We start from the raw sequence: 18339 nt of genomic DNA, 5'->3' as shown, positions 1-18339 counted from the left end.
TCTCACTCCTCATTTCTCGCTCCTCACTTCTTTTCCAGAATCCCTTTTGTAAACGCATGTACCGACGTACCTTGGTGGGTAATGAGGCTGCCTTTGGTGATTTCCTCCTCCAATTCCCACTTAAAACCGTCTTTGTTGGCCAAATGCAGTAGAAGTGTGCTGATGTTTTTGGCGTATAAATCACTGGCGTTGGTCGATAGCAAGGCGGGGAGGTTAGACTCTCCGATGATCGTGACACCGTTTTTGACCACGGTTTGGTTGGCTTCGCTCAGGGCGCAGTTGCCGCCCGATTCTACGGCCATGTCCACGATGACACTACCCGTTTTCATGGACTGCACCATCTCTTCTGTGACCAGAATCGGGGCTTTTTTGCCCATCACGAGGGCGGTTGTGATGACGATGTCGGCGTCTTTGATGCGTTGTTTAATGAGGTCCTGTTGTTTCTGCAAAAACTCCGCCGACACTTCTTTGGCGTAGCCGCCTTCCGATTTGTTGGCTTCCATGCCTTCCACGCTCAAGAATTTTCCGCCCAACGATTCCACTTGTTCTTTGGTCTCGGGGCGCACGTCAGACACTTCCACGACGGCCCCGAGGCGCTTGGCGGTGGCAATGGCCTGTAAGCCCGCCACGCCCGCGCCAAAAATAAGTACCTTGGAAGGCTTGATGGTGCCGGCGGCGGTCATCATGAGTGGGAAAATCTTGCCGAGCGCGTTGGCACCGAGCAGCACGGCCTTATAGCCAGCCAGGTTGGCCTGCGAACTGAGCGCGTCCATGCTTTGGGCTTTGGTTGTGCGGGGTACGGCATCCATGCTGAAAGCCGAAATCTTTTTCGCATTGAGAGCCTTGACCAACTCGGGCTGGGTGTAGGCGTACAAAAACGAAATCGAAATGGCACCTTCGCGCATTTGCGCTACTTCGTCGAGCGTGGGGGCGTTGACTTTCAGCACCACGTCGGCATCAGCCAGAAGGGTTTGGGTGTCGGCGGCAACGGTGGCGCCCGCTTTTTCGTAGTCTGCGTTCAGAAGGGAGGAGTTTTCGCCCGCACCCGACTGGATGGCGCACGTAAAACCTGCTTTCAGAAGAGATTTAACAATATCAGGTGTGATAGCAACGCGCCTTTCGAAGGCTTTCGTTTCTTTTAAAATCGCAATTTTCAAGGTCAAGAAGATTTTAGGAATTAAACGCCAAAATATAGGACAAAATTTGCATAAACAATAGCGGATGGCTGTTTTTAGCAAATTTGTGAAGTAATTTTTTTCCTTTGCTGACTTTATTTTTTGCTTACCAACTTATTGAGGGTAGAAGAATTAATAAATAACGATTAACAGATAACAATTAACAGTGCTTTAGCACATCAAAATATGGCATTAGAACAAACATGGCGGTGGTTTGGCCCCAACGACCCCGTAAGTCTGTCGGATGTAAGACAAGCCGGCGCAACGAGCATTGTAAACGCCTTGCACCAAATTCCGAACGGTCAGGTTTGGACGGTAGAAGATATTCAGCAACGCAAAGCAATCATCGAAGAGGCTGGTTTGAGCTGGTCGGTGGTAGAAAGTGTGCCCGTTCATGAAGACATCAAAAAAGCATCGGGAAATTTTAAGCAATACATCGAAAACTATAAAGAATCGCTCACCAATTTGGCGGCCTGCGGCATTGATACCGTTTGCTATAATTTTATGCCTATTTTGGACTGGACACGGACGGATTTGAACGCGCCTATGCCCGACGGTTCTACGGGATTGCGGTTTGATTTTAACGAATTTGCCGCTTTTGAACTGTATATTTTAAAACGTGTAGGGGCAGAAGCGCACTATACTGAGACCCAAAAATTGAAGGCCAAAGCGTGGATTGATAAAGCCGACGAGGCGGATGTCACACGGTTGGTGCGTAACATCATTGCGGGTTTGCCAGGTTCGGAAGAAAGCTATACCGTAGAGCAGTTTAGGGACGTGTTGGATACGTATAAATATGTAGGTGACAAAGAATTACGCGAAAACCTGTACGCATTCTTACGGGAAATTGTGCCCGTGGCGCAAGATGCGGGGATTCGATTGTCGATTCACCCGGACGATCCGCCGTATCCGATCTTGGGATTGCCGCGTGTCGTCAGTACCGAAGCCGACGCTAAGCAACTACTGGCTGCTGCCGATTTATCGGCCAACGGTCTGTGTTTTTGTACAGGAAGCTACGGCGTACGGGCCGATAACGACTTGGTAGGCATGGTGGAGCGTCTCGGCGACCGCATTCACTTCATCCACCTGCGTGCTACTCAGCGCGACGAAGAAGGGAACTTCCACGAAGCCAATCACTTGGAAGGAAATGTGGATATGTATGGCGTCATGAAAGCATTATTGCTGGAACAGAAAAGAAGAAAAGAAGAGGGACGTACCGATTTAAAAATGCCGTTCCGCCCCGACCACGGCCACAAAATGCTCGACGACCTCAACGCGGGAAAAAGGACCAATCCTGGCTACACAGCCATCGGTCGTTTGCGCGGATTGGCGGAGTTGAGAGGATTGGAAATGGGCATTGAACGGAGTTTGTTATCCTAAAAAAACATTTCATTACACGGAGAACCACAGAGAGAAAAACAAACTCTGTGGTTCTTTTTGTAAACGCTCTGGGGTACTCCGTGTAAGTTGGATTTTACTTCCTAACGCAACCGCTCAGCATCTTCACTGACACTTGATTTGCGGCCTTTGGCTTGGTATTTTGACTTCCCGAAATTGTGGGTAATTCGCAGCGAAGCGTTGCGGTTGGCCTGTCGGTTGATGAAGGTCATGTCGCTGTTGTCAACCTGAATATGGGCCCTGAAAATGCTCGTCAGGAAAATATCATTGATGTTCAATTGCGCATTCCATCGGTTGTTTTTAAAGCTTTTTTGCACGCCCATATTGACGGCTCCCATGCCTTTAGACTTATAAAAACCCGATGGATTAGGCACATTGTACCAGCCCGACACCTCTAAATTGTAGCCTTTGGGCAATGTAAATAGGTTGGAAACCCACAGCGAAGCCGATAGACCGCTAATTTGATTGTCTCGGTCGTTTACCCGTACTTTTTCACTGCCATAGGCCACGCTCAGGTACATCTGATAGTTCCATTTCGGCAAAATTGGGGCCGAATGGCTCACGTCAAAAAACACCCTTTGGGTTTGGGTATTCACCTGCTGCCAGGTAGTGAGGCGCGTAGAGGCGTTGTAAAGAGGCAACTGCGACACGGCATTTTGATTCAGATTATAGCCCGTGATCAACATCAGTTTTTTGTTTGTATAGGTGAGTTCGGACACATTCCGGATGCGTGGAAAGAGAAACGGATTGCCCATGGCCACGGTGAGTGGGTCTATAAAAAACGGAAAGGGATTCAACTGCCACACCGTAGGGCGCGACAGCTTACGCGACGATGCCCACACCAAGTTGCTGTTGTCGTTGATTTTATACTGTAAGGTCAGGCTCGGCAGGATGTTCCAATAATTACGATTGACCAATGATTTCAGGGTCACGGATTCTCCTTGGGTTACGGTGTTTTCGCCCCGAACTCCCGCAGAAAAACCCAGTTTTTTGAATTGCCGACTCATTTGCAGGAAAAACATATTGATATTTTCGTCAAACGTAAACTCATTGCTTCGACCTGCATCTTTGCTGAAATCAGCATCGGTAAGCGGCGTGTTTTTGGTGGCATCGGCACGGGTGAGCGTGTCAAAAGCTATTTTGGCGGCGTTTTGTACATAATTGATTTTAAAACCCGTTTCCAGCTTCCATTGCTTAAATATCAAGTCGGCATAGCTCACATTCAGCGTTTTAAAGTTTGAATTGGCCTGCTGCTCATTGCGTTGGCGCGAAATGCCCCGCACCGGTTGATCGTTTCGGTAATACTCCGAAATCAAATCCTGCGAGCCGGGTTTTTGGTTGTCGGCCATGGCTACTTCTGCCATAAACTCGCGGCCTTTGTTATTTTGGTAACGATACCCCAACAAGCCCGTTAGGGTTTTGCCTCTTTCGCTCATTTGATTATTGCTCACTAAAAAAGGCTGCTCTACGTCCTGAATCGTGGATTTGTTTTCGGCATAGGTGATATTGGGTGAGTTGGAAAAATCGCCAGTCAGTTTGAAATCAATGCTGTTTTTAGCGTTGAGGGTGTATTCGGCTCCGGCGAGAAAATTGAGGCTTTTTGTTGGGTTTCGGATGAACGCAAATGACTCAAAAACATCCTTTTGCGCGGTGCTGCCCATTACTCGGCGGTCGGTCAAATTCTGAAACCAATTCGCGTTGCTTACGCCCAAATTGAGCGAATACGCCATTTTAGGGGCTTTGAAGGTGACATTCCCGCCCGCTTCGCTGTCGCTGAAACGGTGTTGGCGGTATGAACCATAGACACTGCCTTTCAGCCCCAAATTTTGGTCACGTTTGAGTTTAACGTTGATGACCGTTTGGTATGATGCCTCGTACTTAGCGGGAGGATTGGGAATTAGCTCAATGCTTTCGATCTGCTCGGGGGCGAGGGAGCGCAGGTAGTTTTTCTCCTGCTCGTCGGTCATCCTGAGGTCTTTGCCATCGATCAAAATCTTGGGCGAAGTCCCTCTAAACGTCACATTGCCCGTCATATCTACCAGCAGTCCCGGCGAGCGCCGCAGGATTTCGAGGGCATTGGCCGAGGTTTTGAACATCTTACTGTCTACGTTGACGATGATCGTCCCCAATTTTTGTTCAAAAACGGGCTTGTTGCCTTTTACGATTACTTCTTCCAGCAGTTTTTGGTCGGTAACCATCGGCAAGTCTCCCAAGTCCAGTTCCGGGTGAGAATCGTTGATCAGCAACGGCCCTTTAAAAACCCTTTGGTACTCAACGCTCGAAAGCGTAATGAGGTAGTTACCTTCGGCAAGGTTGGAAATCACAAAAATGCCGGAGGTATCGGTCATAGCTCCTTTGACAAGCGAGGAATCGGCGGAAGAAAGTAAGGCGACACTCGCAAACTCGACGGGTCTGCGAGTGCTGCCGTCTAAGGCGCGGCCTCTGATGGTGCCTTTTACTTGGCTCATGGCCTGAAAAAAAGTCAGTACTGACAATAACAGGGCAGCGGTAGAAAAACGGTTCATAGCTGTTAACAGGTTTGTGTTGTTTGGTTATGGACACAAAATTGCCCCGTTGTTACGCCGCTGGAAATTTTTTTAGATGAACGATGACGTGGCTCGACCAACGCCCACTCATTGATTTTGTCGATGGTTGAGCACAAATTTCACCCAATCTTTTTCGGTATCCGGGATCTTTACGTCGGGTTGAAAACCTACGTTGTCAATCGGGGCATAGTCCACCCAACCTGTGCGCGTAGTAGGCAAACGCAACTCAAACGTGGGGCAGGGGAGTTTGTGCTCGCGCACGTTGCCGTAGTCCATCATACCGCCCGTATGATTGCCGAAAAGCGTTACTTTTTTGCTTTGTTTGGCGTAAAACACAAAATACTCGGCGCTGCTGTAACAGTGTTCATTCATCAAAACCGACACTTTCTGCGGATTCGCCATTACTTCTTTGTATTTCATATTTTCGGCGGGGTATTTCACCATTTTGCCGATTTGTTTGCGGTTCTTAGCTAAGCTCTCCTGCCAAGGTTTGGCTTCTTTGGCCGAAATCCAACCCTCGGATAAGGCTCGGTCTATGATTTCCTGCTCGGCTTGCAGGTTATCGGCAGTACTCCTAAAATGCGAATAAATGTCTTTGAAGTTGTTGGTATTGAGGTATTTCAAAAGGGCCGGAAACGAACTGTTCATACCGCCGCCATTGTCCCGAATATCCACAATCAAATGAGGCGAGTTTCTAATCACGGCATCATGGGCTTTCAAAACGCTGTCGACCATTTCAAACGAGATGCCAAAGGAGGGTATTTTTATATAAAACGTTTGTGGATCAATGGCTTTCACTTGAAATACTTCGTCTCCCTGTTGGGCTTTGGCAAGCTCTTCGGGGGTAGCCTTTTGCGGATATTCCCGTGCCCAATAGCCTGAGTTCGGGATATTCATCATGTTTCTTTCCAACGGAAACGTCCGCTCCGACGATGACAGATCGCCCGCCCAATAAATGCCTTTATAAGGACTTGCACCGTCGGCATTGGCCTCAAATTTGACCATGCCTGGTTGCCATTTTTTGTTTTGGGCCGCCAATACTACCGCCGCAATTTTGTCGGCTTGGAGTGGGTCGCGCATGAGCGCCACGCGGTAGCTGCCGTCTACCGCTTCCCAAATGCCTTCAAGGGGGTGTAATGTAGCCGAATGGGCGTCAAAATAGGCTTTGGCCTTTGCTTCGTCGGTGTTGATAGTCCGGATTGGAACTACTACTTCGGGGGCATTGTAGGAAAGTTGAAAATGTCCGTCACGAAAAAAGCGCTTGTAGATTCTCAGCAATTGATAGCAGTCTTTCTCACCGGTTATGCCTTTCGAGGCTGTACGCAGGCTGTCGGTCAATTGATGATAACGGGGTTTGGTTTTAGCGTTCACTTTATCAAAATAACCCGAATAATTGTCCTCTGTTTTTTGAATAACGGCCGTTAACATCGTGGCGCAATCGCAGGTTTGGGCCTTGCCGATTAGACAATGAAGAATGAAAATAAAAGCAGCAACGGTTTTTCTCATGGTTTTGAATAGATTGTTTTATCGACTGCAAAACTCGAAACAATGGCCGGATTGACAAAGAGAATTAGACAAACGAGGAGATTTCGCAAGAGATACTACCCAATTCTCCCGAAATTTGCCCAAACTTTTAGACGAACGCATGAATCGGCTCGACCAACAGAATACCAAGGCATTTGACTTTATGGAGAAGGTCCTTCATTTTTATAATGAGGGGCTCTGGCTGCGGGTTTTGGTTCACCTGAGTTATCTGTATTTCAGTTATAAAAACTTAATGGCTGAATTTTACGTCGAAAACCTGCGCTATTCCACCTATTTTTATCTCTATTTGGGCAGTAATATTTTGGCCGGGTACTTTATTTTCTACTATTTGTTTCCCAAGTACTTTGCTCGCGAAAAATACCTTGCCTTCTTCTCGGCGGTGGCCTTTTGGTATTTTACCGTCTTTACGTACGGTACTTTTTTATTTGTTCAGGAGATATACGGGCTTAATAAGGTCAACGCGTATTCTACGTCCCGCGAGGACAATCCCCTGTTGGCCTTTGTAGATACTTTCAACGAACGCGGGCTGTTGGGGCATTTCACGAGTCTGTCCTTTGCATTCACGGTATTTTATGAATTCAGAAACCAATTCGGGCTTATTGTTTTAGCCAAAACGATGAAGTATTTTATTGAGAATACCATCAAACAAAAACAGCTCAACGACCTTAATCATCACCTTGAATCGAAGTTTTTGCAAAGCCAGCTCAATCCCCATTTTCTGTTCAATTCTCTTAACAATATTTATGGATTGATCCTCAATCAAAAGCCCGAAACCCAAACCGCCATCAGTCAATTGCAGAGCCTGCTGAAACAATCTTTTGATGATTCGTTGGGCAGTAAAGTTCCTCTGCAATCGGAAGTTGATTACCTCAAAAACTACGTTAATCTGGAAAAAATAAGGCACGATAAAAACGTAACGATTGATTTTGATACCGATGAAGCTGCAATGCAAAATCAAGAAATTGCACCGCGGGTGCTGCTGCCGTTTGTTGAAAATGCTTTCAAACACGGCCTGCTCAATAACCTCGACCAAGCGCAGATATCAATTCGTTTAACCCTTAAAGACAGGCAATTGAACTTTACGGTAAGAAATACGAAGCCGGTATTGAAAATCAGCAAAACCAAGGTCGGTGGTATCGGCCTGGTCAATATCAAGCGCAGGCTTTCGCTGTTGTATCCCAACCATTTGCTGACGATTCAAGACAATCCCAATGAGTATGAAGTTAATCTCAAGCTATATTTATAACAAACGCGCCGTCATCGGTGAATGGCTATTTTGGCTGTTTTGGTACATGTATGGGTGTTTTTATGTAGGCGCATCGGCAAATATGTTTACATCAGGGGCGATGGTTTGGGCCGTGGGAAGCACGCTTGCCTCGTACAGCATCTACCGGTTGGCGTTGGTTTGCGTGCATCGGATGTTTACAGAATCAAAGTATGTTCTCTATCTGATCGTGTTGTTTTTTGCCGGTTATGGGTTCAGAGCGTTAGTAGGTGAAATATTCTGGCAAATTGCGCTTCGTTATTTTGACTTCGGAACCTTCACTAAAGATTATAATCACATGATTAATATAGAAGGCGGTGGGATGTTGAAAAGGCTGCAATTTTTGCTTTTTAATACTGATTTTTTCCTGTCGCAGCCCAGCCGGTGGTTTCCTATTTCACTGAAACTGATGATAGATTTGGTCATGAATCAACGGAAAAATAATTTGCTGGAGAAAAACAAAATGGATTTGGAAATCAAGCTGTTAAAATCGCAGATCAATCCTCAGTTTATCAATGGGGCGTTGGAAAATATCAAAAAACTGACTGCCACAGCCCCGGAGCAGGCGGCCCAAATGGTGCTTAAATTGTCAAACACAACCCGCTATACCCTTTACGAAACCGACGTGGATGCCGTGCCTTTGCCGAAAGAATTGGACTTTATCATCAATTGCATTGATCTGGAAGAAAGTCGTCTGCCCAACCAAGTCAACGTTAATTTCAGGCTCAAAACGGAACAAAGCGAGTATTTACAGATTGCCCCGATGCTTCTTTTTCCCTTGATAAACAGTGCTTTCAAATGCTTAAAATCAGAGTGTGACATTGATTTATTGGTCGAAAAATCAGTGCTGACGCTTAGAGTCGAAGCCGACAAAATCAATTCATGTCAAAATAACGCTCTCGAAAATACCCAAAAACGCTTGACTTATCTGTACCCAAATAAACACCGTCTTCAGCTGATTGAGAACGAATATGTCTATAAAATGGAGTTGAGATTGGAATTGGAAAGCATCATGACTGAAAAGAAATTAATGAATTAAAAACCGACGATATTTCGCTGCCGGAGAAAAAGATTTTATGAAAAAAATACGCTGTTTAATCGTTGAAGACGAGCCTATTGCGCAGGAAATTATTGAAACGTTTATCGGGCGTCTTCCTTTTTTGGAATTGGTGGCGAAAACCAATAACGTTTTTGAAGCCTACGATGAGCTTTCCCGAAATGCCATTGACTTGATTTTTTGTGACATTGAGATGCCTCAAATCTCCGGGCTCGAATTTCTCAAATCATTGCCGCAACGCCCGCAGGTCGTCATGACCACCGCTTTTCATCAATATGCCCATGAAGGGTTTGAGTTAGATGTAACGGATTATCTGCTGAAACCCATTGCGTTTGAGCGATTTTTAAGGGCGGTACAGAAAGTGAAAGAGCGATTTGAAGCCAAAGAAATATTGGGACAAAGGCGACAAGGGAATCCTGAAATTTCCCTTCCCAAGCCTCCCGTTGAGGAAACCGGTACACCGCGCTCAAACGCTGAAGAACATATTTTTGTGAAAGAAGACGGAAACCTCGTCAAAATTCAATTTACCGATATTCAGTACGTGGAGGCGATGAAGGACTACGTAAAGATTTATGTCGAAAACCGCTTTATTGTTACGTACCTGACCATGAAAAAAATGGAAGAAAGTCTGCCTTCGGCGATGTTTGCCAGGGTTCATAAATCCTACATTGCCAACCTCACCAAAATCAAAGGCATCAGCGGAAACATGTTGGGACTGCTCTCTAATGTACAGATTCCGATAGGGATGCAGTACCGAGAATCGCTTTTAGAACGATTGGGGCATCAGATCGTGGTGCGGTAACATACTAACGTCGGCGAGGACCGGGCTTCCCCTTACAAACCTCGCCGACGTTATTCACTACAAAATATACTGACTCAAATCGCGGTTTTTGACCAGACTTGACAGACGTTGTTGTACCAATTCTTTGGTGACCAACACGTGTGAATTGGCACCGATGACGTCGGGAATGTCGTACATAAAATCATTGAGTAAGGTACTCATCACCGTCTGCAAACGACGCGCCCCGATGTTTTCGACGTCGGAGTTGATGGTAAAAGCTAGCTTGGCGAGTTCGCGCAGGGCGTCGTCGTTAAACGTCAGTTCTACACCTTCAGACTCCATCAGCGCGTGGTATTGGCGAGTCAGAGAGTTGCGGGGCTCTTTCAAAATCCGGTAGAAATCATCTTCCGTAAGGCTTTGCAATTCGACCCGAATCGGGAAACGTCCCTGCAATTCGGGAATCAAATCAGAGGGCTTCGAAACATGAAATGCCCCCGCCGCCACAAACAAAATATGGTCGGTTTTGATGGGGCCGTATTTAGTGTTGACCGTAGAGCCTTCCACAATCGGCAACAAATCGCGTTGTACGCCTTCGCGGCTCACATCGGGGCCGCCACCCTTTCCGTTTGAATTGGCGATTTTGTCAATTTCATCAATAAAAATAATGCCTAAATCTTCGGCTTTGGCGATGGCTTCTTCTTTGACCTCGTCCATGTCGATGAGCTTGGCGGCTTCTTCTTCGAGCAAAATCTTGCGGGCGTCGGCGATGGTCACCTTGCGCTTTTTGTTGCGCTTAGGCATCATATTGCCCAGCATTTCCTGAATATTCATCATCGACATATCATCAATGGGACCACCCATGACGCCGATGTTGGGTGCGGCCGATGCCTGCATATCTATTTCGATTTTGCGGTCTTCGAGCTCGCCTGCGCGCAGTTTTTCCCGAAAACGCCCGCGTGTCCGTTCGTTGAGCTCGTGGTCGGGCATGGAAGAAATTGGCGGCGGGGTTTGCACCATGTCAGCATCATCTGTAATGGCAAATCCAACGCTGGGGCGGTGCTGGTTTTGGTTGGTATTGTTGGGATACATCGGAGGGATCAACACGTCCAAAATAATATCTTCGACGATTTCCTGCGCTCTTTGTTTGACGGCTTCTTTCTTTTCGGTTTTGACCAGATTAACGGCCTGTTCTACCAAATCCCTCACCATGCTTTCTACATCGCGACCCACATAACCCACTTCGGTAAACTTCGAAGCTTCCACTTTTACGAAAGGTGCATTGGCGATTTTGGCCAATCGGCGGGCAATTTCGGTCTTCCCGACCCCCGTGGCCCCAATCATGAGGATGTTGTTGGGAATGATTTCCTTTTGCATTTCGGGCGTGCTGTTCATGCGCCGCCAACGGTTTCGGAGGGCAATGGCTACGTTGCGCTTGGCATCGTGTTGTCCGATGATGTATTTATCAAGCTCGGCGACTATTTCGCGCGGTGTCAATTTGTCTAAGTGTAAGGACATAAATGCGATTAAAATTTTACAAAACAAATGTAGAAACGTTGGCAATTTCAAATTTGAGCTCTATTTTTGTACAAATTTGATAAACGAATCTTGAAGATGAAACGTAACTTTTTGAAAATAAGTGCTTTGTTGTTGGTTGTTTCTTTGGCCTCTTGTAAGTATCAAAAGAACAATAAGATTGATCAAACAGATGTACGCGCCGGCGATGAATACGTTTACGGTGTGCATCCTGATTCGGCGGCTCGTCAGACCAAGATTAAATATACGGCTAAGCCTGAACTAGAACTACGTACCAACAGTATTCGTGAAAAAATGTTTGGAGCAGCTACGGCTGAAACGACAGCTCCAGCGGCGGCACCTGCAGCGGCTGATTCAACAGCACCTGCGGCCAAATAGATTTTTGGCATTTGATATAAATACGAAGCGACGTTTGAATAAGCGTCGCTTCTTTTGTTTCCTAAAAACTCATTTTCTTATGAAAAAGTTATTCCAAATTTTGAGTATTTCGCTCTTTTGCAGCGTTGGCGTTTTTGCCCAATTGGCCGAAGAGGCAGCGGTCAAAGTGCCTATCCAGCAGCTATTTGACGGAATGAAAAAGAGCGATTCGACCTTGGTACGCCAATCGTTGATGCCAGGCGCACGCCTTGAGTCGATTGCCAAAAACAAATCTGGTGAAGTCACGGTACGTTCCGATTCGTTTGAAGGGTTTTTGAAAAGTATTGGCAAAGCTACCCCGGGTGATTTAGACGAACGCCTGAGCGCGGTCGACATCCGTATCGACGGTGAAATGGCTACGGCTTGGACGCCTTATAAATTTTATTTCAAAGGCAATTTCAGTCATTGCGGGGTTAATGCGTTTCAATTGGTCAAAACTGCCGCTGGTTGGAAAATTCTGAGCATCATCGATACCCGTCGCAAAGAGGGTTGTGAATAAGGTAGGGGCAGGGCCGCAGCGGCCTCTGCCCCCGAGCAATATAAAAAAAACAAGGTCGGTTGTAAGCAGCCGTCTTCCCCTTCAAAAAACGCGGTTATGAGTAGCCGCTTTCACTTACTGTCATGCGTTACGTAGGAGATATATCGAGCACCGATCATTATAAAATCGCCCTTTATACATGGAACGGAAAGTACATCGTCAAGGTCGAAGCAGGCTTGTATGAGCAAACGTACAAAGTCAGTGAAATGGATTTTTTGGGTGACGAAGCTGATATTCGTAAGCTCTTTACGGACGAAGTATTCCTGAAAACCATTTTTGCGCGTTTCAATCAAATGCACACCGATTTTCAGGAAGCAATAGAACGAAATGAGTAAATCACTGAAATTATTTCAATTCACCCGGAATAACGCTTATTTTCTTCGCCAAATTATTCCGTAAAATCGTCACTTCACTGCGTTTACCGATGGTGGTTTCGGTAAGCAATTTGTGTAAATCATCCACAGAGCCAACTGGGTTTCCTTCAAAGCCCACAATAATGTCGCCCGCCCTGAATTCCGAGTTGTACGACACGCCGTCGGCCTCTACGCTCACGATGTAGATTCCTGTTTTGGTCTGTAATTGATTGTACTGCATGATGCGGTCGGTGAGGTTGATGAGTTGGCCCGCAATCCCTAAATACCCCCTGCGTACACGCCCCTGCATGATAAGCTGACCGGCTACTTGCGCGGTGATATTGGAAGATACCGCAAAACACAGCCCCTGTGCGGGTAAAATAACGGCGGTATTGACGCCGATGACTTCACCCTGGGAGTTGACCAACGGCCCGCCAGAATTGCCCGGATTGAGTGAAGCGTCGGTCTGAATGACATCGTCAATCAAACGCCCCGACTCTGAGCGTAACGTGCGACCCAAGGCGCTGATGACACCCGCCGTAACGGTGTACTGAAATCCGTAGGGGTTGCCGATGGCAATGGCGATTTGGCCTACCTGAAGGTTTTTGGAGTTGCCAAATGCAACGGCCTTTAAGGCATCTCCGTAGATTTTCAACACGGCAATGTCGGTGGCGGGGTCACGCCCAATAATTTGGGCTTCAAACTCACGCCCGTCTTGTAGCAGTGCCGAAATTTTGGTAGCACCCGCCACGACGTGGTTGTTGGTAATCACAAACCCATCGGACGAAATCACAAACCCAGAGCCGGTTCCCTGCCCTTCGTTTGGGGTGCGGCTGCGGGGTTCTTTTTTGCCGCTCACTTTGATTTGAACGACCGAGTTGCTGACTTTTTTAGCTACATTTACCACCGTTTGGGAGTAAGCATCGAGTAAAGGTGCATCATCTTTAAAGACTGAACTTCCGCCCTCGGCGACGTCAGTAATTGAGTTAGTGAAAGTTATCATGGTGTTTGAGAATGAGAAAAACCCAGTGCTTCAATCCCCGTTCCATTGTATAAAAAACGACATTTTGACAGACAATGACCTTTGAACAATACCTTATCACCAAAAAAATTGACATAAAGGCATTTCGCCAACACGAAGCGGAGCGTTTTCAGGAATGGGAAACGCTGTATGCACAAGTACACCCCGAGAGCTTCACCGCCCAAAAAAAGTTTTTAATCAATGATGTGCGCAGAAAGTATCTGTTAAAAAGCGGTGAATAGAAGGTTAGAATAGCGGCTTTTGTGATTTATAGCAATGGTAAATCATAAAAAACAACATGAGCCTTTTGCCTTCTTGCGTTCGTTCCCTCTGTTTTCTTTTATTTTTCACTTCTTTGGCTTTTGCCCAACAAAAACCCAACATCGTTATGATCTTGGTGGACGATATGGGTTGGGGCGAAGTAGGTGTATACGGCTCAAAATATTGTCAAACCCCTCATCTGGACAACCTTGCTAAGCAGGGAATGAGATTCACGAATTTTTACGCCAATTCAACCGTGTGTTCGCCTACCCGGGCCGCCCTTATGACGGGCCGTTATCCCGATTTGGTGGGTGTGCCTGGCGTGATTCGGGGCAACGTTGAAAATAGTTGGGGGTACTTTTCTCCTAAAGCCATAACGCTCCCTCAGGTATTAAAAACGGCAGGCTATCAGACCGCGATGGTCGGGAAATGGCACTTGGGACTGGAGCCCGAAAATCACCCCAATCGACGGGGATTTACGCATTTTCACGGGTTTTTGGAAGACATGATGGATGATTACTACACGCACCTCCGCGAAGGAAAAAACTGGATGCGGCTCAACGGACAGGTCATTGACCCACAAGGCCACGCCACCGATTTGTTTACCCAATGGGCCATTGATTACTTGAATACCCAAAAGAAAAACCCAAAACCTTTCTTTTTATATCTGGCGTACAATGCTCCTCATTTCCCCGTTCAACCGCCCCAAGAATGGCTGGAAAAAGTAAAAAAACGGAACCCTAATCTCTCTGAAAAACGAGCCAAACTCACGGCCCTGATTGAGCATTTGGATGAAAGTATTGGTAAAGTAATGGAGGTACTGCGCCAAAATGGGCAGGCCGACAATACGCTCATTGTTTTCAGCAGCGATAACGGTGGCCTGCTGTCGGATGAAGCCGATAACGGCATTTGGAAAGGAGGCAAACAAACAATGTACGAAGGAGGAATCCGGGTGCCGACCATCGCCGTTTGGAAGAATAAAATCAACGCCAACACGAAAACGGATTTTCGGGCGCTTACCATGGATTTACTCCCCACCTTTTGTGAAGCTGCGGGGGCGAAACTCCCACCCTTCGTGGACGGGAAGTCTTTTTTATCCGTGCTGAAGGGAGAGCCCAAAACAAGCTCGGATAGGCCCACTTTCTGGGTACGGCGGGAAGGTGGTGCGTATGGCGGACAAGAGTATTACGCTTTGCGAGAGGGAAACTGGAAAATCTTGCAAAACACGCCGTTTGAGCCGTTTCAGCTTTTCGATATGTCGAAAGATTCCCTCGAAACAACGGACTTTAGAAAAGCCAACAAGCCAATTTATGACGCACTAGAAAAAAAGCTAAGACGGCATATTCAAAAAGCAGGTGCGGTAAACTGGCAAAAGTAGCCGCGTGCATCTACCTGAATTATTTAAGTAAAAGCGTCTTCTGTTACGCTTATTATTAAGAGATTATTCACCTTTCTTTTATCATGTTCAAAAAAGCCTTTCTCTTTTGTATCGCGGCTACGGCTGGTATCTTTGCTTTGACGGGATTTAATCCGTCGAAAAACACAAAAAACGTTGCTGCTTCTCCCAAAAATGTCATCTTCATTTTGGCCGATGACCACCGCTACGATGCCATGGGTTTTATGGAAAAGTTCTCGGGTTTACAGACCGCTAACCTGGATAAAATGGCTGCCAATGGGGCGCACGTACAAAACGCCTTTGTGAGCACGGCCCTTTGTTCGCCGAGCCGGGCGAGCATTCTTTCGGGTCAATACGCGCACACGCACCAGGTGGTTGACAACTTTGCGCCCTTGCCGCCCAATACCAAGTTTTTTCCGATGTATCTGCAAAAGGCGGGCTACAAAACGGCTTTCTTGGGCAAATGGCACATGGGTAACGCCGACGACGCCCCGCAACCGGGCTTTGATTATTGGTTGAGTTTTAAAGGACAAGGGCAGTATTACAATCCCACATTCAACATCAACGGCAAACAGGTAAGCCACAAAGATGGCTATACGACCGATTTGCTGACCGACTACGCCATTGAGTGGATGGGCAAGCAGGACAAAAACAAACCGTTCTTTTTGTACCTCTCGCACAAGGCCGTTCACGCCGATTTTCAACCCGCCAAGCGCCATGCGGGTAAGTATAAAGACATGCCGATTCAGTACCCTGCCTCAATGTACCTGACCAAAAGCGATACCAGTAAAATTTGGGGAAAAAATGCAAAAGACCCCGAGACGGGTGAGGTCAAAAGCAACATGAAAGATATGCCCAATTGGGTCAAAAATCAGCGTTATAGCTGGCACGGAGTGGATTATCTTTACCATGGAACCATCAGCTTCAATGATTTTTATCGTCAGTATTGCGAAACCCTGATCGGAGTCGATGAAAGCGTGGGTCGGGTGATGAAATACTTGGAAGATAATGGATTGGCCGAAAATACTTTGGTGATTTATATGGGCGACAACGGGTTTAGTTTTGGTGAACGCGGTCTGATTGACAAACGCCATGCTTATGAAGAATCCATGCGGGTGCCGATGTTGGTGAGTTGCCCGTCGGTGATAAAACCCAAAACCAAGCTCACCAATGTGATTCAGAACATCGACATTGCGCCCACGATTTTGGCCTATGCGGGCTTGGCTACGCCCGCTCAAATGCAGGGGAAATCGTTTCTTCCGTTGCTGAAAGGACAAAAAACGGAGTGGAAAGACCGGGCATTTTATGAATATTACTGGGAATATGATTTTCCTCAAACTCCCACGATGTTTGCTGTACGAACCGACCGTTACAAATACATTTTCAACCACGGCGTGTGGGATGCCAACGAACTTTACGACCTCCAAACCGACCCCGAGGAAATCAATAACCTAATCAGAAGTCCTCAGCACCAGACGATTGCGAAAGACCTGCGCGACCAAGTTTGGGGCTGGTTGGAGAGTACGAATGGTTTGCAGATTCCGCTCAAACGGATTCAACAAAAACGCAACGACCACATTTATAAGGGAAATTATTGATACTTGTAGTGGCTTCTCCCATGTCTTATATTTTTTCATTATGAAAGTTATCAAGTTCCTAACTTTTGGTTTGTTATACTTATTTGGGCATCCTCTGTGGGCGCAAAAAAAGCCTAATATCCTTTTCTGCATTGCCGATGACTGGGGAAAGCATGCGGGAATCTATGGGAATAAAGTCGTTAAAACGCCCAATTTTGACCGTTTAGCCAGCGAAGGTGTCGTTTTTACCAATGCGTTTTGTGGCTCCCCGTCGTGTACACCCTCCCGGGCAACGATTTTGACGGGACGCTACCCGCATCAAAATGAAGAAAGCGGAAATCTTTGGAGTACACTGCAAACCAAGCTGCCTAATTATGCTTCAATATTGGCTCAAAATGGCTACCATGTGGGGCTGGAACGCAAGGGATGGGGGCCGGGCGATTTTAAAGTCGGTGGTTATGAACAAAACCCTGCGGGTAAAAGCTACAAAAACTTTGATGAATTCTTGGAAAAACGGCCAGCCGATAGCCCTTTTTGTTATTGGTTTGGTAGCCAAGATCCGCACCGGGTATATGAAGCAGGAACGGGAAAAGCCTCAGGAATGAATCCTGCCGATGTGCGTGTACCTGCTTACTGGCCCGATACGCCCGAAATCCGCAACGATGTGCTGGATTATTATTATGAGGTACAACGTTTTGACCGGGAAGTGGGCCAGTTTATCAAAAAGCTGGAAGAAATCGGTGAGCTAGAAAATACCCTCATAGTTGTTACCTCCGACAACGGAATGCCCTTCCCGCGCGCCAAAGCTAATGTGTACGATGCTGGAACGAACTTACCGTTGGTATTTTATTGGAAAGGCAAAATTGCAGCTCATGCTACCAATACCTTTATGAGTTTTGTCGACTTTGCGCCTACCTTTTTGGAAGTGGCCCGTCTGCCTATTCCCAAAGAAATGTCGGGTAAAAGCCTGTGGCCTTTACTGATAAATCAGACTCAAAATCATCGAAATGAAGTTTTCCTTGAACGCGAACGACACGCCAATGTGCGCAGGGGCGACCGAAGTTACCCTATCCGCGCCATTCGTACCCGTGATTTTTTATACATTCAAAACCTTGCGCCAAAGCAATGGCCCGCTGGCGATCCGCAGCCTTATTTTGCCGTAGGGGCTTACGGAGACGTTGATCCTGGGCCTACCAAGGATGTTATCTTACAAGATTCCGCCAAGTACGCCTATTATTACCGATTGTGTTTTGCCAAGCGTCCAGCAGAAGAGCTGTATGATTTAAAGAAAGACCCCGAACAAGTGAATAATTTGGCCGAAAATGGCAACTATCAGTCCATCAAGAAGGATTTGTCGATGAAATTGACCCAATGGCGAAAAGAGACTGCCGACCCTCGCATGGCGGGAAAGCAACCTTTTGAAACGTATCCTTACTACGGCAACTCAGCAAAGACCGAACAGATGAAGAACTAATAA

16 protein-coding genes are annotated in these 18339 nt (G+C 46.7%); 11 read left to right on the top strand and 5 right to left on the bottom strand.

Annotated elements, in window-relative coordinates; all coding sequences use genetic code 11:
- Positions 1-23 precede the first annotated feature (23 nt).
- On the bottom strand, positions 24-1157 hold the full coding sequence (locus DR864_RS11610) for a Re/Si-specific NAD(P)(+) transhydrogenase subunit alpha (RefSeq protein WP_114070244.1): 1134 nt from the start codon (positions 1155-1157) through the stop codon (positions 24-26).
- A gap of 204 nt (positions 1158-1361) precedes the next feature.
- On the opposite strand from DR864_RS11610, the gene uxuA reads away from it, so the two are divergent.
- Positions 1362-2555 (top strand): mannonate dehydratase, encoded by a 1194-nt coding sequence (uxuA, locus tag DR864_RS11605; protein ID WP_114067133.1) that lies wholly within the window; start codon positions 1362-1364, stop codon positions 2553-2555.
- Positions 2556-2656: 101 nt separating this feature from the next.
- Here the strand turns inward: uxuA and DR864_RS11600 are convergent, their stop codons facing one another.
- On the bottom strand, positions 2657-5098 hold the full coding sequence (locus DR864_RS11600; protein WP_114067132.1) for a TonB-dependent receptor: 2442 nt from the start codon (positions 5096-5098) through the stop codon (positions 2657-2659).
- Between the two features lie 108 nt (positions 5099-5206).
- Entirely contained in the window at positions 5207-6625 is a 1419-nt protein-coding gene (locus tag DR864_RS11595; protein WP_114067131.1) for a S41 family peptidase, read from the bottom strand.
- Between the two features lie 115 nt (positions 6626-6740).
- On the opposite strand from DR864_RS11595, the gene DR864_RS11590 reads away from it, so the two are divergent.
- Genes DR864_RS11590 through DR864_RS11580 form a run of 3 tightly spaced genes read left to right on the top strand, consistent with a single transcriptional unit; the run spans position 6741 to position 9787 of the window.
- Positions 6741-7910: a sensor histidine kinase gene (locus DR864_RS11590; RefSeq protein ID WP_114067130.1), complete on the top strand. Its 1170-nt coding sequence runs from the start codon at positions 6741-6743 to the stop codon at positions 7908-7910.
- Complete coding sequence (locus DR864_RS11585; RefSeq protein WP_162793742.1) at positions 7882-8967, top strand: sensor histidine kinase; 1086 nt, start codon at positions 7882-7884, stop codon at positions 8965-8967. Before DR864_RS11590 ends, DR864_RS11585 begins: the two co-directional genes overlap by 29 nt.
- Before the next feature lie 37 nt (positions 8968-9004).
- Positions 9005-9787 (top strand): LytR/AlgR family response regulator transcription factor, encoded by a 783-nt coding sequence (locus DR864_RS11580; RefSeq protein WP_114067128.1) that lies wholly within the window; start codon positions 9005-9007, stop codon positions 9785-9787.
- 57 nt (positions 9788-9844) lie between these two features.
- Here DR864_RS11580 and hslU read toward each other — a convergent pair whose 3' ends face one another.
- Positions 9845-11281, bottom strand: coding sequence for an ATP-dependent protease ATPase subunit HslU (hslU, locus tag DR864_RS11575; RefSeq protein ID WP_114067127.1), 1437 nt, complete (start codon positions 11279-11281; stop codon positions 9845-9847).
- Positions 11282-11377: 96 nt separating this feature from the next.
- Here hslU and DR864_RS11570 point away from each other — a divergent pair, with 96 nt between their 5' ends.
- The 3 genes from DR864_RS11570 (at position 11378) to DR864_RS11560 (ending at position 12589) form a co-directional block, all read left to right on the top strand.
- Complete coding sequence (locus tag DR864_RS11570; protein ID WP_114067126.1) at positions 11378-11677, top strand: hypothetical protein; 300 nt, start codon at positions 11378-11380, stop codon at positions 11675-11677.
- A 79-nt stretch (positions 11678-11756) separates the two neighbouring features.
- On the top strand, positions 11757-12215 hold the full coding sequence (locus DR864_RS11565) for a nuclear transport factor 2 family protein (RefSeq protein WP_114067125.1): 459 nt from the start codon (positions 11757-11759) through the stop codon (positions 12213-12215).
- A gap of 122 nt (positions 12216-12337) precedes the next feature.
- Positions 12338-12589, top strand: a complete 252-nt coding sequence (locus DR864_RS11560; protein ID WP_114067124.1) for a hypothetical protein — start codon at positions 12338-12340, stop codon at positions 12587-12589.
- A gap of 10 nt (positions 12590-12599) precedes the next feature.
- Here the strand turns inward: DR864_RS11560 and DR864_RS11555 are convergent, their stop codons facing one another.
- Entirely contained in the window at positions 12600-13610 is a 1011-nt protein-coding gene (locus DR864_RS11555; RefSeq protein WP_114067123.1) for a S1C family serine protease, read from the bottom strand.
- Between the two features lie 74 nt (positions 13611-13684).
- Between DR864_RS11555 and DR864_RS11550 the strand changes: the two genes are divergently transcribed.
- From DR864_RS11550 to DR864_RS11535, 4 genes are all read left to right on the top strand, one after another.
- Positions 13685-13870, top strand: coding sequence for a hypothetical protein (locus DR864_RS11550; RefSeq protein ID WP_114067122.1), 186 nt, complete (start codon positions 13685-13687; stop codon positions 13868-13870).
- A 56-nt stretch (positions 13871-13926) separates the two neighbouring features.
- A complete protein-coding gene (locus DR864_RS11545) occupies positions 13927-15267 on the top strand; it encodes a sulfatase family protein (RefSeq protein WP_114067121.1) in 1341 nt (446 codons plus the stop codon).
- An 83-nt stretch (positions 15268-15350) separates the two neighbouring features.
- A complete protein-coding gene (locus tag DR864_RS11540; protein ID WP_114067120.1) occupies positions 15351-16883 on the top strand; it encodes a sulfatase family protein in 1533 nt (510 codons plus the stop codon).
- Between the two features lie 40 nt (positions 16884-16923).
- On the top strand, positions 16924-18336 hold the full coding sequence (locus DR864_RS11535) for a sulfatase family protein (RefSeq protein WP_114067119.1): 1413 nt from the start codon (positions 16924-16926) through the stop codon (positions 18334-18336).
- Positions 18337-18339: the final 3 nt, after the last annotated feature.

Origin of the sequence: Runella rosea (assembly GCF_003325355.1) — a bacterium.
Taxonomy (GTDB): Bacteria; Bacteroidota; Bacteroidia; order Cytophagales; family Spirosomataceae; genus Runella; species Runella rosea.
This window is presented reverse-complemented; position numbering and strand designations above follow the sequence as displayed.